Here is a 24961-nt window from a genome sequence, read left to right as displayed (position 1 = left end):
TTGTTTATATTCAGTTTATTTGACTACAGCTATAAATAAGTCTCTAGCCAATGCTATATCGAACTCTATCTAAACAAATTGGCTCTATCTAAACAAATTGGAAATCGCGTGAGACAAATACATCGGTGGTGTCTTGGACAATTGCAATGCGATCGCGTCCACCACCACCTATGTAATAAATTTCCGTATCGATAGCGGAAGTCCCAATACCCGCAACGCTATTGGTCTTCACCAGTTCATAGAGGCTAGCATTACCATAGGCTTCAATATAGTCATATGCCGGTTCCCAATCGGCGATTACAGCGTAACCATCGCCAGTTTCGTTATAAAAAGTGCCGGCATAATTGCCGAGGATAAAGTAGTCGGTTGTGTTGTCGGGGGAGTATCCATCACCACCGTAGAGTGTGTCAAATTGAGAGGCATCATTGATCAAGAAGCCATAACCATTAAGGCGATCGCTACCACCACCACCATAGAGCTGATCATTACCACCACCACCATTTAAGTCATCGTTACCAGTCTGACCATAAAGGTAATCGTCGCCATCACCGCCGTTAAGGTAGTCATCGCCTGCTTCACCCAATAGGTAGTCGGTACCAGCTTCACCGAAAATAGCATCGTTACCATCACCGCCAAATAGCCAGTCATTACCAGCACCACCCATTATAAAGTCTGCACCAGCGCCACCACCAATGGAGTCGTTGCCTTCATTGCCATATAATGTGTCACCGTCGTTACCGCCGGAGATATAGTCATCACCTTCACCACCGTATATGGTATCGTAACCATCGCCGCCAGATATAGAGTCCCAACCATCACCACCGTATATAGTGTCGTTACCGGCGTCACCATAGAGGGAGTCATTACCAGTACCACCCTCTATATAGTCGTTACCGTTACCACCGTATACAGTATCATTACCTGTCCCAGCCCATATCTTGTCGTTACCGTTCCCACCTTCGATATAGTCATCACCGATTTCATCGTTGTAGCTGCTGAAACCAATTTCATCATCGCCATCACCGCCGTAGAGATAATCGTTACCCCAACTACCGATAATCACATCGTTACCGGCACCACCGTAAATGATATCGTTTCCGTAATCGCCGTAAAGAAAATCGTCGCCACCTCTACCTTCAACAACATCATTACCCGCTCCTGCGAATACGGTGTCTGCAGCTTCAGTACCAATAAGTTTTGGACGAGTCACGCCATCATCGTTGTAGGAAGTGCCGTAAATAGTAGCCATTGTGATTCTCCTGTATGTAAGTTACAAACCTGATGTGGTTTGTTTGTAGATTATCAAAGGAAAATTTTGCTGACAATACGACAAAAAACGTACTTTTTTGTGCAAGTTTCATCGAGTCTAAAATTTTTACATCTGGCTGCATAATTCATAAAACTTCCACCTATAGATAAGTGCAGAATTTCTAAATCGGCACGTGATTTTAGATGTGTAGACTTTGTGTAGAAATATTTTGACAAAGTAGATGCATAATCAAAAATTCTGGTCGTATATGCAATTAGCACGGACAAAAGCCCACCTCTCACAAATGCGGGGTTTGTATGGATTTCAACATTCCACATGCTAAACTGCGTCAATCTTATCAAAGCGCGATCGCATCTATCCGCGCCGAGCAAGAGTTAGCGCAGATTAAGAGAGTAATAGAATTATTAAATATTATTATCGTTTCTGATACTGGTCAATTCCAATTTATGAGCCAGTCAGCCAGGAGATTATTAAACAAATATTTTGACGATTTTTCTTTAGATATCAATTGCTTACCAGAAAACTTACAAACATGGTTAAACAATCAAATTAGATTCCTAACACACCCGTATGAAGACCCAGCCCATAGCTTGCTTTTCTGTGTGATCCAAGAGAATGAAAAACTGACAATTCGCATGATTATTGATGAAAAAAGTGATGAATATATCTTATTTTTAGAAGAAATAAAATTATGTTATTTATCAATAGGAGCAATAGAGTCCTTAGGCTTAACCAAGCGGGAAGCAGAAGTGATGTTTTGGGTAATGCAAGGTAAGACGAATGCAGAGATTGCCGAGGTTTTTGGTTGTAGCGATCGCACTGTCAAAAAGCATTTAGAGCATGTCTACTCAAAACTAGGAGTGCAAACCCGTTTCAAAGCGATGATAACTGTGTTAGAAAAACTAAAAATGTCAGGTATTTCTTTTCGTTAATTGATGTGATATTAGTTAGGATAACTTGCTCTAACTCTTGCCTATTTGTGTTGATTTCTCTATAGGTGTAAGTAAAGATGGGGAATTAAAATTAGTTTTCGGCAGTGAAATGGTATTAAAGAGACTATTTGATCAATGATGAAGCTTCAACAGCATTAACCTCAATTTCCGAAAAATTAGGGGGTAAAAAGTTTTAGCTCCTCCTTAAAAAGGCGACGGTGTACACGCAAGTTATTGAATTACCCCACCCTAACCCTCCCCTTATAAAGGGGAGGGAACTGAATTTCTAATTTCCCTTTATCAAGGCGAGAGAACTTAATTTTTTTGTCTCCCCCCTTTCCAAGGGGGGTAATCCTGGGAATAATAAGCACAGTCCAGGAATATGAAAACGCTGATGACAAAACTGTATAACCAAACCTCAGAAAAGCAAAAACGGCAAACTCTCAGAAACAATATGCCCCCAGCTGAAAAATTAGTTTGGGCAAAACTTAGAAATCAACAAATTGAAAGCTGTAAATTTCGCAGACAATACAGTATTGACAGATTTGTAGTTGATTTTTATTCTCCAGAATTGAGACTTGCCATAGAAATTGATGGTGATAGTCACTATCAAGATGAAGTTCTAGAATATGACCGCGATCGCCAAGCATTTTTGGAATCAAAAGGTACGAGGTTTTTGAGATTTACAAATCAAGAAGTTTATCAAAATATTGATGGTGCGGTGGATAAGATTAGGGAAGTTATTTGTAGGTTGAGGGATGTTACCCCACCCTAACCCTTTTGCTATTTCGGCGAGCATAATTGCTATTTCGGCGTAAGCATTTGCTGTTTTGGCGTAAGCATTTGCTATTTCGGCGTAAGCATTTGCTATTTCGGCGTAAGCATTTGCTATTTTGGCGTAAGCATTTGCTATTTCAGCGATCGCATTTGCTGTTTCGGCGAGCATAATTGCTATTTTGGCGTAAGCATTTGCTATTTCGGCGTAAGCATTTGCTATTTCGGCGTAAGCATTTGCTATTTCGGGGTACGCATTTGCTGTTTCGGCGTAAGCAATTTTGACACACTCACCGCACCTCCCGGTTGGTCGGTATATCAAAAACAATTAGCCGCTATACAAAAAAATGATGGACGTAACTGGATTCGAACCAGTGACCTCTACGATGTCAACGTAGCGCTCTAACCAACTGAGCTATACGTCCTTAACCACACGATTATCAAATATAGCATAGATTTTCTAAAAAATTCACTACTGCAATCTTTTTTGTGCCGATATCAGTAATCTTTGTGCTTCTGGATAAGCTGTTGTCCCCGCTTTCACAGTTCTGAGCAGATTGATAATACCTTGGATTTCTGCCTTGAGGCGTTGTGGCTCGGAGGGAGGAGAAGCAATCAAACTTTGAATTTGTTGATGAGCTTCTTTGAGGGTCGCTTGGGCTGCGGTTTCTGCTTTTCGCCGAGTTTCGATGATGCCTAAATTAGTTTGATATTCTGCTAGTAACTTTTGCGCTGCTACATAATTCGGTTCGTCAGCACGAATATTTTCCAGTTGGTCAATTGACTTGTGCCATAATTTTTCGATTTGCTCCCACTTATCTGGAGAATGGGGAGGGTTTTGTGACGATTTGGCGGCTGCTAGGGCGAATTGCTTCGCTGCTTCAATATATGTATTGCCTCTTGGTTCAACAGCAGTTTTGAGCTTAACTTGGTATGCTGCTAGTAATTTTTGCGCTTCCAAATAACGAGGATTTTCTGTAGGGATTTGATTGAGGCGGTTAATTGCTTGCTCCCATAAATCAGATGCAGCTTTTGGCTGTGTTGGTTGGATTTTCTCAGCTTCTACATCAAATTCTTGAGCAGCGAGAATTAATGTGCCATTACGTGCATTGTCAAAATCGCGTTGGTAGGCTTTGAGTTTAGTTTGGGCTGTGTCTTTTGCTAATGTTGCTGCTGGGATTTGCTCTAATTGATCTAAAGCTGTTTGCCAAGAAGCGATCGCTTTTTCTCGCTCTTTGGTATTATTAGCCTGTTCATAATGCTGCTGCGCTACCTTCAGCGCTTGCTCCGCTTCAGCTAATGGTGTCAAAGCATTCTTGTCTTGAAAAACTATGGCATCAATTCGCGCCGCTTGACGCCGAGCAGTTTCAAACTCATCTAAGGTAAATTGCCAACTGCAACCAAATAAATTACAGTAAGACTGCGGATAATATCCCAAAAACCAAACCGGCAAATTATCCAAATGTTGTTGTGCAGCTTTAACTTTCTCTCCCCCCAGTTCAATATCAGCCGGGCTAGTAGCTTTATTTACCAACTGATCCGCTTGCTCTAAATCTTTAATTGCTCCACGATAGTGATGATTCATACTTATGTAGCTAGGCAATAGCAAAATGGGCGCAACTTTAGCCACAGGCCAGCGAATCATCGGATAAGGCAAATTCACCACCCACAACACCCCGGCTGAACTACCCAAAAGTATAGTTATCCATTTGATTTTGGTGAACACTCCCGGCGGCTGATTAGCTTGTGTAGCTTGCTTGAGCACCTTCTCGCTAAATTGCGGATACACATCTACAACCGCGTCGCGCAATTCTTCTAACTTTGCTGGTGAACCTGTTTCTAAACGCAATTTTTCTAATCGCTTATTGACTATTTGCTGTTCAATTTTACTGATTTGATCATTACCACTACATCTTTGAACTTCCGCAGCCAAAATTTCCCAAGCCCGTTTATTCAGACGATACATAGATTAACTCTGTAACTTATGATTCTAGTTTTCCCACTTTTGTTGAGAAACTACTTAAGCTACTAGGTGTCACTGTTACTTTTTTGGTATATCGCTTGAGTACGCCACTACCATAAAACAACGATAAGTATTGTTAATAACTATAATGGGATTGAACTATGGGTCAAAGACTAGGAAATATTTTCACCTCCTCATCTGTAACCCGTAACATCTAATTTCTCACCTCTCACCCCTAACGTGTTCATGACAACTGCTTTAATTACTGGTGCATCTGGTGGTATTGGTAAAGCTTTCGCCGAAGAACTAGCTGCACGTCAAACAAATTTGGTTCTTGTAGCTCGCTCCGAAGAAAAACTGAATCAATTAGCCAAAGAATTACAGGAAAAATACAATATACGAGTAGACGTTATAGTTAAAGATTTAACAGAAACTAATGCTGCTAGTGCAGTATTTGATGCCACAAAATCTCTGGGATTAACTATTGATTTGTTAATCAACAATGCTGGTTTTGGCGACTATGGTGACTTTGCTGAACGGGATGGAGAAAAGCAAGTCAAGATAGTGCAATTAAACATCTTGGCATTAGTAGATTTAACTCATAAATTTCTACCGCCGATGCGTCAACGCCGTGCTGGTAGCATTATTAATGTCGCTTCTATTGCCGGATTTCAACCAATACCATATCTTTCTGTTTATGCGGCTAGTAAAGCTTTTGTGCTCAGTTTTAGTCAATCACTTTGGGCAGAAAACCGTCGCTATGGTGTGCGTGTTTTAGTTGTTTGTCCAGGCCCTACAGAAACAGACTTTTTTACTGAAGCTGATTTTCCCCAATCTTTCACAGGCAAAACTAATAAAATATCAACTGCAGAAGAAGTAGTAAAAGATGCTCTCACTGCTTTAGAAAAGGGAAATTCTACCGTAGTCAGCGGCAGTTTTTTGAGTAAGATGATCACAAATTTATCTGCATTAGTCCCGCGAGACGCTTTAGTAAATATGTTGGAAAAACAGTTTAAAGCTTGAATTGGTTATTGGTTATTTGTGATTGGTTATTTGGCTTTTGTTGACCCAATTACCAATTACCCATTACCAATTACCAATTACCAATTCCCAATTACCCACTACATATACCTTGTTAATTGAACTCGGTAGCGGTCTTTTTTAGTGACAGCAATTTCGCCAATTTCTAAGCGTCCTTTGCTGCGAATGGCGATTAAATCACCAGATTTGACTTGAGAACTCGCTTGAGTAATTTCCTTCCAATTGACGCGGACATCTCCAGAGTCGATTAAATCAACCATTTTGCTGCGAGACATACCAAAACCAGCGGAGGCGATCGCATCTAATCGCAATGAAGCTTCCACAGTGGTTAATTCTTTTTTCTTCGGTTCCCTGACTTTTAACTCGCTAAAATCAATTTGCCGAGTTTTCACGGGAACCGATCGCACTTGGTTGAGATTCATTTCTAGAAATTCTGCCAAATCTGGGGCGACGATCGCCTGCGCTCCCCTCTCACCCAAAACCACGATATCTCCAGTTTTTTCGCGGACAATTCCTGTCCCCAGCATTGCGCCTAAAAAGTCGCGGTGTGTAGCGGTGTCAAACAGAAAATTTCCCGCAATTTCTAGCAGCACCAAGTCAACTTGGGATGGATCTAGAGGAATTTCGGCGCGGGCGATCGCTATTCTTTGGCGTTCGGCTTGGGGATACCCGCCCCAATTCACTAGCTGTACCTCTGTCAGCCGACTGAACACCCGTTGAATTTCCGCCAATTCCGGCGGAGACAAAAAATCCGTCGCCACGACTTCCCACGTCTTTATAGCTTGTTCCGCTTGATCAATCACACGGGCGACACTATCTCGATTTTCAACACTCTTTAAAAGTTCTTCTCTTGGCAACATTCTGACAATTTTTGTAGTTTGTTATTTGTTATTTCTTCCTCATTCTCTAATTCCCGGTGTCAGCATAGCCCTGAATATTTTCTGGCTCAAACTGACGTAAGATTCTGGTTGCTTGACGAGTCAGAGTTTCTGAACCTTCAACAACAACTAAATATTTACCCGCATCTAAGCGGTTGCGATAAGGTAAAGCATCGCCACTACCAACAAATAAACCAATTCCACCACCGACAAATACACCGCCCATTGCGCCACTGACAGCACCCAGCAGTCCACCGATGATATGATTACCAATTTGACCCGCCCAAGCAAAGGTATCTAAGCCAGTGATTAAGCTAAAGGTAAAACCAGCGAAAAAGCCGAATGGTACTAGCCAGAACACCATCAGCTTTGCCTGCTTTTTGGCTTGCTCTTTTGGGTCAATCAAGCCGAACTCATCGGCAGTTTTGTAACCTTTGCCTAGGATAGTACTTTTTATGCCTTCTTTTTCTAATCCTAAATAAGCAGCTTCTGCTTGGATGCGGTCTGGTAGTACGGCGACAAGGTAATTCATTGATTTAAGAAACAGCCTCTGATAAACTTTCTCCCTTAATTAACAGGGTATCAGTCTCAAATCAATCTTGTACCTAATTTCTGATAATCGGCTACAGCAGGGAACAGGGAATAGGGAATAGGGAATAGGGAATGGGTGATGGGTAATGGGTAATGGGTGATGGGTAATTGGGAAAAGTAAGCCGCCCATAATTCCACTCGGCTTTAAACGTTTGCTTTTCTTCGTCAAAGGTCAAGAAGCAAGGCTGAATTGGCGATTTTTCACATTTGTGTTAACCTGTCCCTCATCACTGTAGCGAATCCAGTGGCTCACAGAAGTTGTTCACGCCTTGCTTGAGGACGTATATTAAAACTGGTGTTGCTAAAACTCTGGGAAAAGTTGGCATTGACACTAAATATTCCATTATCTCTTGCACTGACCCATTGAGCAAATCGTCTCGAAATCCTTGCTCACAAATTACAGACCGCCACTGTCTGGCTAAAGCATCTAACCACTCTGAATTTGCTCTTTCTGGTTGTTGTCCGACTCTAATCGCTAGGGTCATCGCTGCATCTTCTAAATCGCCTTCACAGTCTTCTATCAAATCTAGTACTTCCATTGCTGCTGGGTTATCTGCCAACTGAGAGCGAAACTGTGCTATTTCTTTGGATGTAACTGTGGTCATATTTTTTAGCCAGCCGAACGCTTAAACATTCAGCTATGTTATTGCAATTTTTATAATCTTTATAAAATATGAGTCTTTAGTCGGAAGGTACGGCTAATGTGATTGGTAATTGGTAATGAAAATTTTGCCCATGACCAATTACCTTGACTAAAAAGCTAAAAAATGCTATCGAAATGCCCTGGATGTGACAGAGCGCTGTAACTGAGCCAAGGCGCGGTTATAATCTAGGATGGCTCTGACGCGATTACCTTCAGCCCTTGTCAAATCATTTTCTGAATTAATCACATCAATTTGAGTCCCAACGCCTGCTTGAAAACGCAAACGTGCTAATCGCAGAGCTTCCCTCGCTTGTTCCAAAGCTGTATTCGAGGTTTGAACATTATCTAAATTAGACCTTTGAGTATAGAAAGCGTTCTCTACCTGAAAGCGGATTTGGTCACGCTGGCTAGCGAAATTGGTTTCTGCGATCGCTATATTAGCTCGTTGTTGCGCGGCTCTAGCTCTCGCGGCGCCCCCATCAAACAAATTTAGGGTAGCCCTAACTCCCAAAGAATAACCATCGCTGATGTTCACACCATCATCAAACCTGTCTAGCAAATCGTAGCTAGCCACTAAACTGATTTGTGGCCCTAGTGACGCCAAAGCTTGACGCCGCTGTTGTTCACTGATGTTGCGTTGTGCTAACTGTTCTTGCAATTCTGGACGGTTTTGAAAAGCCAAGACGATACTTTGTTCCAATGACTGATTCCAAAGTCCAGCTAATTGCACCGGATCAGCAGCAGTGATTGTCGCTAATTGTGGTAAGCTTAACCGAGTTGCCAAACGACGGCGAGCTATTTGCTGTTGAGACAAGGCATTAGTCAAATCTTGATTTGCATTTGCTAAATTCACCTGGGATCTCAACACATCGAAGCGAGTACCCACCCCAGCTCGTTCTAAAGCTTCCGCATCTCTCAAACTAACTCGTGAGTTTTGCACAGCCGATGTATTAATCCGTACTTGTTCATCCGCTTGTTGTAAATCGTAATATTCAGTAGAAACATTCAAGCGAATTTCCTCAGACTGGCGCTCTACAGTAAATTCACTGATGCGTACCTGCTCCTCAGCCGCCCGAATACTCGCTTGCCGTTGACCAGAAGTGTAAATATTATATTGCAGTTGTGCTTGACCAGAGAACGAAGTTGTGTCTTGGGCTCGTGGGCCTCCCAATTTTTCATTTAATGTAGATGAAGAAGACCGCCCCCGGCTACCATTAGCCTCAATCCCCACTGTGGGAAACAAAGCTGCTTGGGATTCTCTCAAAGCCGCCCGGCTACGTTCTAGTTGCAATTCTGCCACTTGTAAATCCCGGTTGTTTCGGCGCGCCAATTCTAAAGCCTGAGCCAAAGTAATCGGTTGGTTGCTTTGTGATACTACTTCCTCTGACTTGGTAGGATATAATAGCGGGTTGGGATTTTGATTCAAGCTATCGGGAATTTGTACAGGTGCTGTAGACCCAGGGTTGATATTTGTCGGCGGGATTTGTACAGGTGCTGTAGGCACAACAGGGTTGATATTTGTCGGCGGGATTTGCACTGGTGCTGTAGGCACAACAGGGTTAATATTTCCTGGTTGAGTGGGAGGATTTTGAGCTAACCAATTTTCTGAGCTAATTTTTTGTAAGCATTCAGCAGCTTTTCCTCGTGTACAACTAGCCGTTTCCAACAACTTGGCGGCGGAATGCTTACTTGTCGAGGTGTTTTGGGGTGGAGAATAATTGTTTTGGTTGATTTGTGGCTGTGCAGAAATCAAAGCAAAGGTTGTTTGTACAGCAGGAGGTTTCACAGCAGAATTTTGGTTTGGCTGCTGAATTGGATAAGAGGGAGAAGCCAAACTGAAAAATTGACTGTTACCTGCTTTTGGTGTTTGACCCGTTGTCAAACCTGACCTCGTTTCCCGGACTGTAGGCTGGAGATGATCAAAAATCCACTCAGGGTATGGTTGTGCGCTAGAAGTAATCTTGCTGGCGGCGCCGAAGGGCGCTTTTGTCGCATCTGCAACCACTGCTTGACCATGAGTAGAGGTCACAACGCTAGGAGAAGACACCAGCTCTACTCCATTTACTTTCACACTAGCAGCCCAAGTAGGCTGCGTTGTCAATACCGCTGCTGTCACACTAGGCAAAAAGCTATGGAATAATTGCTGTCCTTTCACCGCATTTCCTCACACAAAAATCAATTCTGGCGGCAGAAAACTTTTCCTCACCAAAGAAATATAGCACGACACTAAATTGGGAAAAGGATATAGTACGATACTAAATTTCGGAATCAGAGTTCTGTTTGTCTTCAAAACGTCTGACGATGCGAGAAAGTTCCGCTTTTTCATCGATACTAACGCGGGTAGGCGCACCGCTGACAATCCGCTCATAATTCCGGAAGGAATCTTTAATATCGGGGCCGTCGGCAGTGATATTATATTCGCGGATGCCCTTGTCATGCCAAGAACCCCGCATTTTGAAGACGTTAATTGCTCTAGACATTTCTCCACGAATTTCTACGTATTGCAACATGAGAATCGTGTCGGTAATCGTGGAAATATGCTGGAGGGGAGACGAAACAGCCTAAAAAGCTTGGTGTATAAGATGGGTAGCGTTTTGTGATAGAAAAAGGTAGGTCTAGTTTTGTCAATAAGACCTACTTAATGATAATGTTAGCTATATTGTACCAAAAGCACTTAAAAAGTCAATTGAGTTTAGCAGAATATCTGTTGCTAAAAATTTTGATACATCTGTTGCAGTCAATCAAAGAAGTAACTTTAGAAAAATTAGCGAATGCGCTACCTTTGGGAATTAAATTTGAAAGCAGAAGAAAAAGAATACAAAGATTTTTATCATTACCAAATCTCACAATTGAAAAAGTTTGGTTGCCAATTATTCAAGAACTAATAGCAAACTACTTCCAGAATGAAAAAATTATTTATATAGCAATTGATAGGACTAATTGGAGTCGGATAAACTTATTAATGGTCAGCGTGATTTGGGATAAAAGAGCCATACCAATATATTTTAGTTTGCTGCCCAAATTAGGTAGTAGTAATCTCACGGAACAGCAGAAAATATTATCGCCAGTTATAGCAATATTGAAAGATTATAAAATCTGTGTGTTGGGGGATAGAGAATTTTGCTCGGTAAAACTAGCAAAGTACCTTCAGAGCAAGGATGTATATTTTTGTTTGCGATTGAAAAAGAATGAATTTGTAGAAATTAAACAAGATATGTTTATGGAGTTAAGCAGTTTAGGATTAACTCCTGGAGTACCTTTTTTTATCAAGGGAGTTAAGGTAACAAAGACTCAGGGTTTTATCAGTTTTAATGTGGCTGGTAAGTGGCAACGTAAAATTAACGGAGTAGCACCCAAAGAAGCATGGTTTATTTTAACAAATTTTGACACCCTAGAGTCAGCAATTGCTGCTTACAAAAAGCGATTTGATATTGAAGAAATGTTTAGAGATTTCAAAACAGGTGGCTATAACTTAGAAAACACTAATGTTCAAGGTGAACGTTTTATTTCTCTAGTTTTGTTGATAGCGATCGCTTACACCTCTGCAACAATTAATGGTCAACTTATTAAACGCAAAGGAATCCAAAAATATATAGCTCGGATTAAAGAAAGGAGTCGTTCTCAACGGAGACACAGTAGTTTTTATATCGGCTTATATGGTCAAACATGGGTACATTTCAAGGATAGCTGTATTGATTTAGTCACACAATTAATGAGAATTAATCGTAATAAGTGGAAGCATTATCAACAAGGTTTAAGAGCCATGAAGCTTATTGAATCTATATTGTAGCTTATTTCGTCTCCCCTTCAGGGAAATATGAGAATCAGTAATCGAATGTGAACCCATAAACTGGTCTGTGGTGTTGGTGAAAAAACCAGTGATTTCTTCTTGTTTCGCGTAACCTGTCACACCGATAACAAACTGCCGAAATGCATTATTGCTCACGCCTCTAGCTAGGGCTGAGAGAGAGTCAATTGCAATCCGCGCTGGCTTAAAGAAAGCAATTTCCGACTTAATAATTTGTAAATGGTCTTCTAATCCTGTAGACTCAGGGTAAGTGCAGATGATTTTGAGCAAGCCTTGGCGCTCTAGTTCCTCAAAATCAATTCCCCACGAAGAAGCATTGCGAGACAACTGAGCGCGTGATTCTTCATAAGCAAATAATATTGCCCGTTCACCGCTGAGGCAGCCATCCTGAATAAATTTGCTGACTAACAGAGTTTTACCAGTACCTGTGGCGCCTGTTGCCAAAATAATAGAATCTTTAAAGAAACCACCACCGCACATCTCATCTAGGGTTTTGACACCAGAAGATACCCGAACATTCGAGGATCTTTGTGTCAAGCGCATCGCTCCTAATGGGAAAATGTTGACGCCATCGTTAGTAATGGTAAAAGGATATTCACCTTTCATGTGAGTTGTGCCACGCAATTTGAGAATTTCAATGGTGCGCCGACGGCGTTCACCTTCTAAAACGTTGCGGACGATTACCACATTATCGGAGACAAATTCTTCTACTCCAAAAGAGGCTACAGCACCGTATTCTTCCGTGCGTTCAGTCGTGATGATGGTGGTGACATTGAGGATTTTCAGACGTGCTACCAAGCGAAAAATTTCCCGCCGCACTACCCCCATTGCTTCATACTGCTGAAAGACTGCTGTGATGGAATCTACCGAAACTCGTGTGGCTTTGTACTTGCGAATCGCATATTGCAAGCGTTCAATCAATGCTGAAAGGTCGAAATTGCCAACGATATCTTGACCCTCAGGATCAGGAGATGCATCAAGAATAAACAATTTACCTTCCTCAATGAGGTGTTGTAAATTCCAACCGAAAACATAGGCATTTTTAATAATATCACTGGGCGACTCTTCAAAAGTAACAAATACTCCCGGTTCATCAAAGTAGGTGATACCGTTATAGAGAAATTGCAGAGATAATAGGGTTTTGCCTGTTCCCGAAGTACCGCTGACTAAGGTAGTTCTCCCAACAGGTAAACCACCATGACTAATATCGTCAAATCCCTCAATCATTGTGCGGATTTTTTCTACACCCCCAGTCAATGGTGTGTTGTTTTGGTCTGTTTGATCTTTTTGACTCATTGCTTGATCAAAAACGTGAATAAAACCCAGTTTCTTTATGACTAATCTTTGGAGATGTCCAACAAATTTTTATACTTAGATATTCTACTCTGCCCAATCTTCTTCGCTCAATTCTTCATAAAGTAAGTCTAATCCAATCAATACTCTTTCTCGGTCAGAAAGGTCGCCGATAATCTTGCGAACGGGAGGAGGCAAAATTTTAGATAATGTAGGCGTCGCTAAGATTTTATCTTCTTCTGCTAGCTGTGGGCTTTTGAGAACGTCGATGACTTTCAAGGCATAAACACCTTGAAATTCCTGATCTAAAATGTTTTTTAGTGTTTTTAATGCCCGGACTGAGTTTGGCGTATTCCCCGCTACATAAAGCTTGAGAACGTAGGTTTTCTTTGTTTTATTCATAGAGATACACGCTAGACTTGAAGATTCAATTTTGAACGGCTATGCATTCAATCTAGCTAGAAAAAGGGATTAGGAGCTAGAGACTATGGTTGAGGGAGCGAACAAAAGATATTTTTATCTTGTTGGATGAATTTTATCACTAATAAATTACATAAAAAAGGTTGCAGATGTAAGTGTTAAGTCAAGAATACTAGCTCTTAGACCCTAGCTTCTAGTCCCTTTTCATGTATCTTTTGGTGTATACAGTTGGTGATGCCTACTTATACATTGAACACCTGTATGTTTCGCACAAGTTAGCCAAAATATCTATTAGTGTTAAACGGTAATCTAACAATGTCTCATCACTTCTACCTTCTAATCTTAGTTGTTTAGAAAACTCTTCAATTACTTCCATGTGAATTTCAATAATTTGGGGCACAGGAATATTAGCACAAAACACCGCATTAACAAATTTATCAATTTTTACTTTTAGGTTTTTGTCGGTAGTAAAGTAATTTATCAGAATTTCTTGGTAGTTAGATTTCAGTTCTCGCAACAAAGCATCGCGCTCTGCTTTGTCCATTTGTTGAAAAAAATCCTGGCGTCTTGGCTCATGACCAGCAAACACATAACAATATTGAAGAGTGAAGTTTTCATTAAGGTTTTGTGGCAACCACTGCAACATCTGATAGATTTTGGCGGTGGTGATGGCGATTGGAGGTAGAAAGTACAATTTGATTGTGGTGTTATTAATTAAACTCCACAGCCATGTGCTCAATTTTTGCTTGGTGTCTAGGTTGGCTTGGTTATATAAATTTTTTTGAACATTTAGGGGAAAATTTATTCTTGTTAATAACATTTATTGCTTATACATCTCCTTCATCGCCCTGATGAAGTTTATTGGGCTGATTAAGTTTTATAAAAACTTCTAAACTTAGTGGAAGTGCCTAGTATGCTCGTTAGTCTGCGCTGAGTTAATTGTTGATGTTCACTGTTTGTATCAATTACTTAACAAACTGATACGATTAGTGGAACTTCAGACTTCTTAGCCCAGACAAAACTAACGCAGATGGCTACTACAAGGAAAGCTGTAAAACCGGGCTGGCTAACTATAACGTTGGCTCTTCCTTTGGTTTTTCTGTGTAGCGCTGCAGCAAGAACAACGCAGAAAAAAAGGCTGGGGCTAGAGATTGGTATTTTTACTCAGCACTTTTTCTAGTCAATCATTGATGTGGCGTTAGTCTTAGAGGGTGCTGTGAATTAGTTGATGATTTGTATAAGCATATCCATCTATATATATATTTTTTTGCTTGACTCCTTGATAAGATACTTAAACGGACTTGAAGGATTATGGCATTCTAAATCATTATAATTCCTCAAGGTTCTAAAGCGAATCTTTAGGGCCATAATTGTTTTAGTTATTGTTATTGAGGAGGAATTGCCACAATAGGTAAATGCTGTCAAGGATAATTTCCCCAAGTTCAATGCAGCAAAAGTGGAAGGCATCGCTGAAACAATTGGTGGACTTAACTAAGTATTTTTTATGGCATAGCCGATTGTGGTGATGGGATTTGAGATTGTTACGAGAACTTATTATATGAGCCTTTGTATGAGGATATTGCTTCAGGCGTGATTACCGTTAGTCCAAATGCCAATGGTGAAGCCGGATGCTTCCACAGCAAGAGTGACCCCCGAAGCCTTATGTCAACGCTACAGTACCCGCTTTATGATTTTCTAGCAAGCGTGCCGTTTTGCCTAGAAACAACTACTCTGGCAACAGTGCTGGAGATTTTTGAGCAACAGCAGTGCGATCGCTTGGTGGTGGTAAATCAGCAGCAATGCCCGGTAGGATTGCTGTATTGTGCCCATGTTATGCATAAGTTTTGGGCAACAGTGGATGGTGATCAATTACTCAACTTGCAGCAGCCACTGGCAATTTTTAGTGCGGCTTTGATTGCTCCAATACAAACCATACCAGCTAATGAGCGTGTGGCGCAATTTGGTTTACGCTGGCGCTATCAATCCAGCCCAACTCAATCTAATTTAGATTGGGCACTTGTTGATGCTGATGGTAAATTTTTAGGACTGCTGGATAGCTTACGGTTGTTGAGGTTGTTGGCAAAAGAGAGGGTAGCTGTTGGGACAGTTTATCCTCCCCACTCGATACACCAAGGGTTATCTTTGAATACACACCAGGAGTTTACGGCTTTATACTCACAAACGCACTCGCCAAATTTACAACAATTAGTCATCCACAAGCCACTGGTAGAGTTATTGGAAAGATTACCTTGGCCTCTAATGCTGCAAAGTGCTAGTGGTGAAGTGGTAGCCCAAAATCCAGCTTGGGGTCAACAATTGGGAGTATTAAAAGACCCAGAAGGCATTAGAAAGCAAGTAGATGCGATTTTAGCGCCTACACAAAATAAACAAGCACGATACCCTACACGTCAAACGGCTAAGGTACAACCCCATAGTGGGGAAACAGGACATAACCTTGAAGAACAAGTTACACCGCTAAAAGTTTATCCCCAAGAGCAACACTTCTCTTCCAGCGGCGAAGCTATCCACCAAACTGGTTTACCACAGCGAACACCATCAGTTACACTACCTGTGAATCATACTCATGAACAGCCAGCTTCCACAGCTACTGCGGCTAATCACTGCTTCTGGGACAGCCAAGTGGGTACCTGCACATGTATTGTGGAAATGGAAAATAGTGAAGAAAGAATTTGGCAGTTTGCTAAAATTCCTCTAGCTTTGCAACCAGAACCCAAAATTACCCTGAATACTACCCAAACAGGACTATGTAGCAGTGAAGTGTGGCTGGTGTTAGCGACTGATGTGACTGAACAACAGCAACTTTGTAAGGAACTAGCTGCGAAAAATGCTGATTTAATTCAATTAAATCGCCTCAAAGACGAGTTCTTGGCTTGTATCAGTCATGAACTGAAGACACCGCTGACAGCAGTTTTAGGGTTATCTAGGTTATTGGTAGACCAACAACTGGGAGAATTAAATGAGCGTCAAGCCCGGTACGCAGGGCTGATTCATCAAAGCGGACGCCATTTGATGAGTGTGGTCAATGACATTTTGGATTTGACGAGGATGGAGACAGGACAGATGGAACTGACGCCAGTCCCGTTACAAATTCGTGCTGTGTGCGATCGCGCTTTATCAGAAGCGAAGGCTATGCACTCTCAAACTACCAAAACCACAGCAACTAGTCAACCACATTCGAGTCATCCATCGTCATTAAAATTAAGTCTGAGCATTGAACCAAGCTTAGACCAGATGGTCGCGGATGAATTGCGCTTGCGGCAAATGTTGGTACATCTACTTTCTAACGCTTTCAAATTTACGGAAACTTGTGGGGAAATTGGCTTGCGCGTCAGTCGCTGGGAAGGCTGGATTGCTTTCACTGTCTGGGATACAGGTATCGGTATTCCTGAACATCAGCAACACTTAATCTTTCAAAAATTCCAACAATTAGAGAATCCTCTGACTCGCCAATTTGAAGGTACAGGCTTAGGACTAGTGTTAACCAGAGCCTTAGCGCGCCTCCACGGTGGCGATGTCAGTTTTTTATCACGTGAAGGTAAAGGCAGTCAATTCACGCTGCTCCTACCGCCTAGTCCCCCAAAAACTGGTTTTAGCGAACCGGAGGAAGAAGAAACTATAGATGCAGAGACTAAAAATGCAGAAATTAGGAACAATCCAGTAAATCGTCCATATGTCAATACCTCCACACCACATCACCCTGTTTCTTCACAAAGATTAGTGTTGGTAGTCGAAGCGGTCGCGCGTTATGTTGAAGACTTGACTGAGCAACTCAAAGGTTTAGGTTATCGCGTGGTGATTGCGCGTTCGGGAACAGAAGCAGTAGAAAAAGCTCGTCGCCTGCAACCAAAAGCTGTATTCTTAAATCCATTACTACCTTTGTTGTCAGGTTGGGATGTGCTCACCTTACTCAAATCTGATCCAGCAACTCGCCATATTCCGGTGATAGTGACAGCAACGGGAGCCGAAAAGGATCAAGCCTTTGCTAATCGATCTGACGGTTTCTTGAGTTTACCAGTGCAGCATCAAAACTTGGTACCGCTGCTAGAAACTTTATGTACTGTACCGACAATTTCGCCATCGGGTACAGACTCTGGTGAAGTCTCCTTGACAAAAATTCCGCTGCGAATTCTCAGATTAGTTAATCCCGAATTGGAATCAATCAATCCCCATCCTTCACTGCGAGAACATCGAGTAATTGAAGTAGACGATTTAGACCAAGCAGAACTCTTGGCGAGGGTTTGGCAATTTGATGTAATTTTGCTAGATGTAGAATCTCAGATAGCACAAGTTTATCTGCATCAACTCGTCCAGCATCCGCGTTTAGCAGGTCTACCGTTAGTGACTTGCGATGTGACAACTACCCTAGCAGCTTCCCAAATCCCCGGACTTTCGGTCTTTCCCTATTTAAAAGCAGTGGGTAAAGATGATAGCAATAGCTGCGCTCAAACAGATGCTTTATTATCAGTTTTACAAATTGCTGCTGGTGTTTGCTGTCCACCCAGTATTTTAGTGGTAGATGTAACTATGCTACGGGATTTGCCGCAAGCAAAACGTAGGCGAGCAAAAGTTTATGGTTCAGAAAAAAGTTCTCTAGACGATGGAGAAACTCCTCAACGAGGTTCTGAGTGGTTCCAAGCTTTAATTCAGTATCTGCAGACAGCTGGTTTTAAAGCCGCAATGAGTGGGTGTTGGGCTGAAGTCTTACAGCAAATTCGCCACCAAAGTGTAGATTTATTGCTGATTTGTTTAGGAGAATCGGCGATTCACAAAGAAGTACTCAAAGCGATGAAAGCACTAGCCGATTCACCTTTCCATCTCCCACCAATTTTAATCCTCGACCAGCGTGCAAATTCAACTGCGACAATTTCCCCAAGAGAAATTGACAAGTCAAATAAAAATCGCTTGGAGTCGATAGAAACTGTTTTTAGCGCTATCTGCGCCCAAATTTTACCTCGCTCGATTTCCATGGAAGATTTGTTGACTCAGGTGAATCAGGCTCTTGTGGCGAATCGCCGGCGTCAGTAGTAGGGAAACAGAGGAATTACCGTGCCTGATATGATATGTCTAATTTTGGCTTTTTAGTTTTTTTTAAAGGAACTCTAATTAAGGAATAAGCTCCTTTATTGGCTAAAAATTTGTATTCTTCCGGCTGTAAACCCATTTTCACAAACATGCTTTGTTCAGCTAAGGCGAGTAGTGAGGGGGGTTTGACTTGTTTGTTGATTTGATTTTGGATATGGTCTACTGCAGCTTCTGGCGCTTGTAAGTAGTTTACATGTTTGCGGGTGTAGAAGGCGACGCTGGGTTTTTTAAAGCCCACCATGATAAATTCTTCGTTTGGTTGTTGTGCTTGTACAGCGATCGCAGATAATTCTCTTAATGGTAGCTGACGTTGTTCGTCTAATAAAAACAAGGTAGGCATCAAAACTACAATGAAAAATGCCGCAAATCCTAGCAAATTGACGCCAAATAGCCAATTCTTACCCCTAACTACTAATAAAGCTGCAATAATCATCGCACATATCAGCCAAATCCAACCCCCTAAAGCCGGTAAACCTGATTGTTGAATTAATAGAAAAATGTCGGGTGCGGCGGGATCGCTACCCGATATCCGGTATAAATTAAATAGTGCTACTGCTAGCCCTGATAAATAGACGACATTCGCCCAACCACTCGCCCAAAAGATTTTGTGAGCCAGAGTTCTTGTCGGTTTTAATTGCTCGCTCCATAACAGTGCGACTAAAATTGCTGCAGCTGGCATTAATGGTAAAACGTAGCTGGGAAGTTTGGTGACAGCGATGGTGAAAAAGCCGAAAACACCAAGAAACCAAAAACCTGCAAATAAACTTAATTGTTGAGAACGCTCTCGACTCAACCAGTGCTGGCGACGCCAAATTTGCAGTCCGGCGATCGCTCCTGGCAGGTAAACTGAGTATGGGGTGAAGCCCAACAGCACGACTATAAAGTAAAAATACCAAGGTGCTGAATGCCCATTAACTACTTCAGTAAATCGTTCTACGTTGTGATAACCAAAAAAGGAGTTAATATAATCCCAACCGTTGCGCCAAATAACTAACGCATACCAAGGAACTGATAAAACTAAAATTATTAACAAACCCAACAGCACGCGCATTTCTCGCCAAACTTCCCTGAGTTTGCCCAAATACAGCACAAATGCGCCGATAATTAACCCAGGTAAGACGATGCCGATGGGGCCTTTGGTTAAGATGCCGGCAGCAATGAGCACATAACAAGCTAAATACCATTTATTTGGCAATAGAGAATTATTCTCATTTGTCTGTTCTTGGCTGGCGTACCCTAAGAAAAAGCACAGCAATGCAGAAGCGATGCAACCGGTGAGGAGCATATCAGACACACCAGTTCTTCCCCAAGCAATCATTTCTGGATTCAATGCTGTCATGGCTGCTGCAGTCGCTGCGGTGAGGTAGCGCCGCGCTGGGCGCGATACTTGCTCTAACTGATCTGCTCTTGACAAAGACCAGTGCAGTGTGTATGCAACTAGACCCATAACAACGATCGCCGCGAAAACTGAAGGGACACGCGCCGCCCACTCATTCACTCCTATAATTGCATAAGCGATCGCTTGACACCAATAAATCAGCGCTGGTTTATCAAACCGAGTTTCACCATTAAAATATGGAGTAATCCAGTCACCTGTCACCAACATTTGACGGGAAGCCTCAGCAAACAGTGGCTCTGTTTCATCTATTAAACCAATATTGCCCAAATGCCACCCAAAAGCAATCCAAGCAGTGAGCAGTATCCAGAAAATTGAGACAATCACAGCCAAAACTGGACGTTTCACTAGATTGTCGAACCACCGCTCAACAGCACCTGGGATACTGAATTTCATCTTCATTATTTATCAGTCAATAGTCAATAATCAATAGTCGTTGCTTGCTGATGTTTTGTTCTTCGTCTTGTATACTTCCCACACACCAGGAAACAGTCAGTGTAGAGACGAAGCAACAGCAATGTCTCTACATTCATTTTCTGATATCAGGCTGCTATTTAATTTTTGCTAAAATCAATACACCTCTACCTCACCATCTCAATCATTCCAGAAATCACGGCAAATAGCCAGATATCTACTGATCAAGCACCAATTGCCATTCTTTGTTTGGCGAATTCCATCGAGGTAGAGATGTTTCGCCGACAACATATGGCCCCCAGTAGCGGCGTGAACCGTCCTGGGCAAAGGCGACTAAAATATCTCCCTTTTCTAGCTTTAAATTACCGTTAGGCAGAGATAACAGCAACCCGCGCTCGCTACCTTCTTTAGGTGCAAAGTCCCAATGTGCGGGGATATTATGGCTATTTTGAATAGTGGTAGATCCTTTCACCGCTGACTGTCGCGCCAGTAGGGCTAATCTTACGGGCTGATTTGTTTGATTAATCATCCGTAGAGTACCCCACGCCTGAGCATTTTTAGCTGATTGTTGATTGTATGTTACCAAAGCAGTGTTTTTGCTCTCACTATCTTTGATTTGGTGAGTTTGGTTACTGGTGGAATTAGAGACATTGGCCGCACTGACTGTTTCTTGAGAAACTGCTGACGGCTGATTTTTGGCAAAGGAAGAGGTTTCGCTTGTCGCTGGAGAAGTGGTATCTGGATTTGTCGCTTCAAAAGCAACTTTCATTTCCAAGCACCCAACTAGTAAACCCAATACTGCCAATGAACAAGCGAGAACAGCAGCGTGACGATACACCGACGACTTCATATTGAAAGCTGTTAGGAATAAAAATTTGTGTAGGCTTGACCAAATACTAGCCTATTATTTGCAAGGACAGTAAAAGAAACTTGGTGACTCTAGGGTTGTGCTCAAATTAAGACGCGTAATACAGTATAAATTGCATCTAGTAGAGAGTATATTGCCACAAATTAACACTCTCTCTATTAATCTCAAAGTAATTATTAGTGTCGGTAGAAAAGATCAGCAGTTTTTTTGATATCGGCAATTGCAACTGTAATCAGGGTATAAATATGTATCTATTAGATGCACAATTTGCCTACAATTCATATTTATCAATGCTGGCTAATTTATATCTCTTTTAGATAAATTGATCAGATACAAAAGAGATATTTGTAGTACAAGTTATACATGAATCAATGTATTTTTATCTAAATATTAAATTTTCTGCCTACATTCACTACCGTGGGTAGAAAACAAGCCAGAGTAGCCCCCATTTGACTTTAATCAATTCATTATCCAGGTAGTTATATGCAAAACACCCGTATAAATAATTTGCTCGACACTGTGGCTGGGCGTTTGGGACAATGGTTTGCTAATCCTTGGCGGCGGTTGTCGCTACAGATTATCAGTTTCTTATTTGGGTTTTTTCTGGGAACAGCAGTGTCAACTACGGCGGGACAAAAAGCAGAGTTGGATATTGTCGTCGCCGCATTTTTAGTATTATTGACAGAAATTAGCAGTAGGATATTTTATAGTCGCGGCTTTTTATCTAAGCGATCGCTCTGGGTGGAGGCGCTAAATTTGCTGAAGGTAGGTTTTACCTATAGTCTGTTTATTGAAGCCTTTAAGTTAGGTTCTTGAGGCGAGATGGAGGAAGGTCTGAGTGATGAATTCATGGTTGAGTGAACTTTTAGTAACTGATGTAGCTGTAGAAACTTGGCTCAAGTCAGCGCGGGAAGCAGCCTTAGCTGACCAATTGCGGACGCAAGCCTTCGCAATTACACGAGAGAATGTAGATCAAGTTCTCTACAAGCGATCGCAATTACTCCAGTCATTCCTGCCAAAATTCCACCAATTTTGCCAAACTACTCTCTCACTCCCGACCCAAAATATGCTATCGGTTTTGTGGGATCTGTGGCTACCTTTAGCAATGAGATTAGCAGCGAATCGTCAAAGCTTAGGAAAACCGCTGATTCAAGGAATTCTCGGTGGACAAGGCACAGGTAAAACCACCATGTGTCAGGCACTGACTTTGATTTTACAGCACTTGGGGTACGCTACCGCCAGTTTATCCTTAGACGATTTATATAAAACTTATAGCGATCGCCTAGTTTTAATGCAGCGCGATCGCCGCTTAATTTGGCGTGGCCCTCCGGGAACCCACGATGTAGACTTGGGCTTAAATTTACTCAAGCAAATCCACCAAAGCCAAAGCCCAGTAACTATCCCCCGCTTTGATAAATCTGCTTATAAAGGTGCGGGCGATCGCACCACTCCAGAAACCTTTGCAGATGTCGATATTCTCCTGTTTGAAGGTTGGTTTGTGGGTGTGCGTCCCATCCCTGTGGAAGCTTTCAACACCGCACCCCCACCAATTATCACAAATGCAGACCGCGAATTTGCCCGCGATATGAATCGTCAACTCCAGGATTATCTACCCCTGTGGGCACAACTAGATAGCTTAATCGTGCTCAACCCTAACGATTATCGCTGTTCTCTGGAATGGCGCAAACAAGCAGAGCAAAAAATGATCGCATCGGGAAAAACCGGGATGAATGATGCACAAATAAAAGAATTTGTCAACTATTTTTGGCGATCGCTACACCCAGAATTATTCATCAAACCCCTCATCCAAGATCCCACAGCAGTTGATTTAGTGATTGAGATTGCGCTCGATCACAGCTTTGGTCAAGTTTACACACCAAGAGAAAGGATGAAGTCTGAAGGATGAAGTCTGAAGTCTGAAGGGTGAAGGGTGAAGGGTGAAGGATGAAGGATGAAGGATGAAGGGTGGCTCTTGTTGATCTGTTCTATTATTTTCAGGAATTAGTATAACTCAATACACTTGCTCAAATTTTTTGCCACCTATCCTCAGGATCATTCCCAAATGGGGCAAAAAATGATACAAAATTTAATTAAGCTGGATAAAAATTGCAATTTTTACTCAAGTAACTTGCAACTCTTATCTTGTCGTTAATTTCTACTTAATGGAGTGAAGAAATTTTAATTACGAATTATTCATATATAGCAGGGGATAGGAAACTCTTAACAGGGTCGCTTGGTATTTTGGTTTTAGATTCGATTTATGTTCTAAACTACTTGGCGACAGCTATGAATTCAAATTGAATAAATACTATGCAAATCACAGGAAATCAATCATTCCAGTTACAAAATGACATCTCAATTCAACTGCAAAAAATTGATTATGTAGAATTTTATGTCGGAAATGCAAAACAAGCGGCTCATTTTTATTGTAGAACCTTTGGTTTTCGACTTATTGCCTATGCTGGCTTAGAAACTGGTGTGCGCGATCGCAGCTCGTTTGTTGTCCAACAATCTGATATTCGCTTTATTTTCACTTCTCCACTCACACCACATGGGGCGATCGCTGAATATGTAAAATTACATGGTGACGGGGTGTATGATATTGCTTTATTAGTTGATGATGCTTTAACTTGTTTTCATACCGCTGTGACACGGGGAGCCAAAGCAATTATGTCCCCAACTCTATTGAAAGGAAAAAACAGCAGTATTGTCAAAGCAACGATCGCTAGTTATAGCGGCGACTTAAATCATTCGTTTATAGAACGCCATCACCACCAAGAATTTTCACCAGAATATCATTCTCTGCCAAATTTGCCTTTATCCATAGCAACTAATTTGACGGAAATTGACCATATTGTGTTGAGTGTCGAATTAGGAAAATTAGATATCTGGGCTAATTTTTATCGCACAATTTTAGATTTCCAACAGCAGCAAGAATTCAGCAGTGATGACATATCAACTCAATACTCATCTCTAACATCAAAAGTTTTGCAAAACCAAACTGGAAAAATTAAATTCCCCATTAATGAACCAGCCCCAGGAAAGCGAAAATCACAAATTCAAGAATACTTAGACTTTCATTATGGCCCAGGTGTTCAACATATCGCCCTCAGAAGTCATGATATTATCCAAACAGTTAAAGAATTACGTAACAGCGGTATTGAGTTTTTGGAAACACCAGATACTTACTATGAAAATTTACAAAAATATATTCATTTAATTGATGAGGATATCAATCTCTTAAAAGAGTTGAGAATTTTACTAGATTGGGATGAGCAAGGTTATTTGCTACAAATATTTACTAAACCGTTAGTAACTAGACCAACATTTTTTATAGAAATAATTCAACGCAAAGGCGCACAAGGTTTTGGTAACGGTAATTTTAAAGCTTTATTTGAAGCCATCGAGCGAGAACAGTCTACCCGTGGGAATTTGTGAGTTTTTAAAAGGGGTTAGGGGTGAGGGGCTGGGGAAAGACGTTTTTTTTATTCCTTAATTTTTAGTGAACAGGGTAGCTAAATACACGAATATCGGCTATATTCCCCTAAGCATCCTAAAGGAAGATGT

At 41.5% G+C, this 24961-nt stretch carries 19 protein-coding genes, 1 tRNA gene and 2 pseudogenes; 8 read left to right on the top strand and 14 right to left on the bottom strand.

Annotated elements, in window-relative coordinates; all coding sequences use genetic code 11:
- Positions 1 to 88 precede the first annotated feature (88 nt).
- Positions 89 to 1249 carry a calcium-binding protein gene (locus tag MIC7126_RS27810; RefSeq protein ID WP_017654390.1) on the bottom strand — a complete coding sequence of 387 codons (1161 nt, stop codon included), beginning with the start codon at positions 1247 to 1249 and terminating at the stop codon, positions 89 to 91.
- Between the two features lie 317 nt (positions 1250 to 1566).
- Here MIC7126_RS27810 and MIC7126_RS27805 point away from each other — a divergent pair, with 317 nt between their 5' ends.
- Both MIC7126_RS27805 and MIC7126_RS29495 read left to right on the top strand, forming a co-directional pair.
- Positions 1567 to 2202: a helix-turn-helix domain-containing protein gene (locus tag MIC7126_RS27805; RefSeq protein WP_017654389.1), complete on the top strand. Its 636-nt coding sequence runs from the start codon at positions 1567 to 1569 to the stop codon at positions 2200 to 2202.
- Positions 2203 to 2584: 382 nt separating this feature from the next.
- A complete protein-coding gene (locus MIC7126_RS29495; RefSeq protein WP_338010318.1) occupies positions 2585 to 2977 on the top strand; it encodes an endonuclease domain-containing protein in 393 nt (130 codons plus the stop codon).
- On the opposite strand, the gene MIC7126_RS31585 is transcribed toward MIC7126_RS29495, so the two are convergent.
- The 3 genes from MIC7126_RS31585 to MIC7126_RS0117115 all read right to left on the bottom strand — a co-directional run bounded on the left by MIC7126_RS31585 (position 2861) and on the right by MIC7126_RS0117115 (position 4942).
- On the bottom strand, positions 2861 to 3298 hold the full coding sequence (locus MIC7126_RS31585; protein WP_017654388.1) for a hypothetical protein: 438 nt from the start codon (positions 3296 to 3298) through the stop codon (positions 2861 to 2863). The genes MIC7126_RS29495 and MIC7126_RS31585 overlap by 117 nt on opposite strands.
- Before the next feature lie 29 nt (positions 3299 to 3327).
- Positions 3328 to 3401 (bottom strand) — tRNA-Val (locus MIC7126_RS0117120).
- A gap of 47 nt (positions 3402 to 3448) precedes the next feature.
- Entirely contained in the window at positions 3449 to 4942 is a 1494-nt protein-coding gene (locus tag MIC7126_RS0117115) for a hypothetical protein (RefSeq protein WP_017654387.1), read from the bottom strand.
- A gap of 243 nt (positions 4943 to 5185) precedes the next feature.
- Between MIC7126_RS0117115 and MIC7126_RS0117110 the strand changes: the two genes are divergently transcribed.
- Positions 5186 to 5962, top strand: coding sequence for an SDR family NAD(P)-dependent oxidoreductase (locus MIC7126_RS0117110; protein ID WP_017654386.1), 777 nt, complete (start codon positions 5186 to 5188; stop codon positions 5960 to 5962).
- 98 nt (positions 5963 to 6060) lie between these two features.
- Here MIC7126_RS0117110 and MIC7126_RS0117105 read toward each other — a convergent pair whose 3' ends face one another.
- The 5 genes and pseudogenes from MIC7126_RS0117105 to MIC7126_RS0117085 form a co-directional block, all read right to left on the bottom strand.
- Positions 6061 to 6840 (bottom strand): photosystem II electron transport protein, Sll1252 family, encoded by a 780-nt coding sequence (locus tag MIC7126_RS0117105; RefSeq protein ID WP_017654385.1) that lies wholly within the window; start codon positions 6838 to 6840, stop codon positions 6061 to 6063.
- Between the two features lie 46 nt (positions 6841 to 6886).
- Positions 6887 to 7390, bottom strand: coding sequence for a hypothetical protein (locus tag MIC7126_RS0117100; protein ID WP_017654384.1), 504 nt, complete (start codon positions 7388 to 7390; stop codon positions 6887 to 6889).
- Positions 7391 to 7676: 286 nt separating this feature from the next.
- Positions 7677 to 8054, bottom strand: a complete 378-nt coding sequence (locus MIC7126_RS0117095; RefSeq protein ID WP_017654383.1) for a hypothetical protein — start codon at positions 8052 to 8054, stop codon at positions 7677 to 7679.
- A gap of 165 nt (positions 8055 to 8219) precedes the next feature.
- Complete coding sequence (locus MIC7126_RS0117090; protein WP_017654382.1) at positions 8220 to 10247, bottom strand: TolC family protein; 2028 nt, start codon at positions 10245 to 10247, stop codon at positions 8220 to 8222.
- 100 nt (positions 10248 to 10347) lie between these two features.
- A pseudogene (locus MIC7126_RS0117085) lies at positions 10348 to 10632 on the bottom strand (ATPase domain-containing protein); the annotation flags it as partial.
- Between the two features lie 107 nt (positions 10633 to 10739).
- On the opposite strand from MIC7126_RS0117085, the gene MIC7126_RS0117080 reads away from it, so the two are divergent.
- Positions 10740 to 11882, top strand: a complete 1143-nt coding sequence (locus MIC7126_RS0117080) for an IS4 family transposase (protein WP_017654381.1) — start codon at positions 10740 to 10742, stop codon at positions 11880 to 11882.
- Between the two features lie 21 nt (positions 11883 to 11903).
- Here MIC7126_RS0117080 and kaiC read toward each other — a convergent pair.
- The 3 genes and pseudogenes from kaiC to MIC7126_RS29485 form a co-directional block, all read right to left on the bottom strand.
- A pseudogene (gene kaiC, locus MIC7126_RS27795) lies at positions 11904 to 13196 on the bottom strand (circadian clock protein KaiC); the annotation flags it as partial.
- 84 nt (positions 13197 to 13280) lie between these two features.
- Positions 13281 to 13595, bottom strand: a complete 315-nt coding sequence (gene kaiB / locus MIC7126_RS0117070) for a circadian clock protein KaiB (RefSeq protein ID WP_017654380.1) — start codon at positions 13593 to 13595, stop codon at positions 13281 to 13283.
- A gap of 256 nt (positions 13596 to 13851) precedes the next feature.
- Positions 13852 to 14433, bottom strand: a complete 582-nt coding sequence (locus tag MIC7126_RS29485; RefSeq protein WP_017654379.1) for a hypothetical protein — start codon at positions 14431 to 14433, stop codon at positions 13852 to 13854.
- An 842-nt stretch (positions 14434 to 15275) separates the two neighbouring features.
- On the opposite strand from MIC7126_RS29485, the gene MIC7126_RS0117055 reads away from it, so the two are divergent.
- A complete protein-coding gene (locus MIC7126_RS0117055) occupies positions 15276 to 18659 on the top strand; it encodes an ATP-binding response regulator (RefSeq protein ID WP_017654377.1) in 3384 nt (1127 codons plus the stop codon).
- A gap of 16 nt (positions 18660 to 18675) precedes the next feature.
- Here the strand turns inward: MIC7126_RS0117055 and MIC7126_RS0117050 are convergent, their stop codons facing one another.
- Positions 18676 to 20514, bottom strand: coding sequence for an ArnT family glycosyltransferase (locus MIC7126_RS0117050; protein ID WP_026100335.1), 1839 nt, complete (start codon positions 20512 to 20514; stop codon positions 18676 to 18678).
- A gap of 229 nt (positions 20515 to 20743) precedes the next feature.
- Positions 20744 to 21376 carry a hypothetical protein gene (locus MIC7126_RS0117045; protein WP_026100334.1) on the bottom strand — a complete coding sequence of 211 codons (633 nt, stop codon included), beginning with the start codon at positions 21374 to 21376 and terminating at the stop codon, positions 20744 to 20746.
- Between the two features lie 501 nt (positions 21377 to 21877).
- Between MIC7126_RS0117045 and MIC7126_RS0117040 the strand changes: the two genes are divergently transcribed.
- From MIC7126_RS0117040 to hppD, 3 genes are all read left to right on the top strand, one after another.
- Positions 21878 to 22210 (top strand): DUF565 domain-containing protein, encoded by a 333-nt coding sequence (locus MIC7126_RS0117040; protein WP_017654374.1) that lies wholly within the window; start codon positions 21878 to 21880, stop codon positions 22208 to 22210.
- A gap of 25 nt (positions 22211 to 22235) precedes the next feature.
- Positions 22236 to 23300: a hypothetical protein gene (locus tag MIC7126_RS0117035; RefSeq protein ID WP_017654373.1), complete on the top strand. Its 1065-nt coding sequence runs from the start codon at positions 22236 to 22238 to the stop codon at positions 23298 to 23300.
- A gap of 404 nt (positions 23301 to 23704) precedes the next feature.
- Complete coding sequence (gene hppD, locus MIC7126_RS0117030) at positions 23705 to 24832, top strand: 4-hydroxyphenylpyruvate dioxygenase (protein WP_017654372.1); 1128 nt, start codon at positions 23705 to 23707, stop codon at positions 24830 to 24832.
- Positions 24833 to 24961 lie beyond the last annotated feature (129 nt).

Origin of the sequence: Fortiea contorta PCC 7126 (assembly GCF_000332295.1) — a bacterium.
GTDB classification, from domain to species: domain Bacteria; phylum Cyanobacteriota; class Cyanobacteriia; order Cyanobacteriales; family Nostocaceae; genus Fortiea; species Fortiea contorta.
This window is presented reverse-complemented; position numbering and strand designations above follow the sequence as displayed.

Bases quoted from the DNA above. Each gene is read 5' to 3' on its own strand.
- MIC7126_RS27810 (WP_017654390.1), bottom strand. From the start codon at position 1,249: ATGGCTACTATTTACGGCACTTCCTACAACGATGATGGCGTGACTCGT.
- MIC7126_RS27805 (WP_017654389.1), top strand. From the start codon at position 1,567: ATGGATTTCAACATTCCACATGCTAAACTGCGTCAATCTTATCAAAGC.
- MIC7126_RS29495 (WP_338010318.1), top strand. From the start codon at position 2,585: ATGAAAACGCTGATGACAAAACTGTATAACCAAACCTCAGAAAAGCAA.
- MIC7126_RS0117115 (WP_017654387.1), bottom strand. From the start codon at position 4,942: ATGTATCGTCTGAATAAACGGGCTTGGGAAATTTTGGCTGCGGAAGTT.
- MIC7126_RS0117110 (WP_017654386.1), top strand. From the start codon at position 5,186: ATGACAACTGCTTTAATTACTGGTGCATCTGGTGGTATTGGTAAAGCT.
- MIC7126_RS0117105 (WP_017654385.1), bottom strand. From the start codon at position 6,840: ATGTTGCCAAGAGAAGAACTTTTAAAGAGTGTTGAAAATCGAGATAGT.
- MIC7126_RS0117100 (WP_017654384.1), bottom strand. From the start codon at position 7,390: ATGAATTACCTTGTCGCCGTACTACCAGACCGCATCCAAGCAGAAGCT.
- MIC7126_RS0117095 (WP_017654383.1), bottom strand. From the start codon at position 8,054: ATGACCACAGTTACATCCAAAGAAATAGCACAGTTTCGCTCTCAGTTG.
- MIC7126_RS0117080 (WP_017654381.1), top strand. From the start codon at position 10,740: ATGTTAGCTATATTGTACCAAAAGCACTTAAAAAGTCAATTGAGTTTA.
- kaiB (WP_017654380.1), bottom strand. From the start codon at position 13,595: ATGAATAAAACAAAGAAAACCTACGTTCTCAAGCTTTATGTAGCGGGG.
- MIC7126_RS29485 (WP_017654379.1), bottom strand. From the start codon at position 14,433: ATGTTATTAACAAGAATAAATTTTCCCCTAAATGTTCAAAAAAATTTA.
- MIC7126_RS0117055 (WP_017654377.1), top strand. From the start codon at position 15,276: ATGTCAACGCTACAGTACCCGCTTTATGATTTTCTAGCAAGCGTGCCG.
- MIC7126_RS0117050 (WP_026100335.1), bottom strand. From the start codon at position 20,514: ATGAAGATGAAATTCAGTATCCCAGGTGCTGTTGAGCGGTGGTTCGAC.
- MIC7126_RS0117045 (WP_026100334.1), bottom strand. From the start codon at position 21,376: ATGAAGTCGTCGGTGTATCGTCACGCTGCTGTTCTCGCTTGTTCATTG.
- MIC7126_RS0117040 (WP_017654374.1), top strand. From the start codon at position 21,878: ATGCAAAACACCCGTATAAATAATTTGCTCGACACTGTGGCTGGGCGT.
- MIC7126_RS0117035 (WP_017654373.1), top strand. From the start codon at position 22,236: ATGAATTCATGGTTGAGTGAACTTTTAGTAACTGATGTAGCTGTAGAA.
- hppD (WP_017654372.1), top strand. From the start codon at position 23,705: ATGCAAATCACAGGAAATCAATCATTCCAGTTACAAAATGACATCTCA.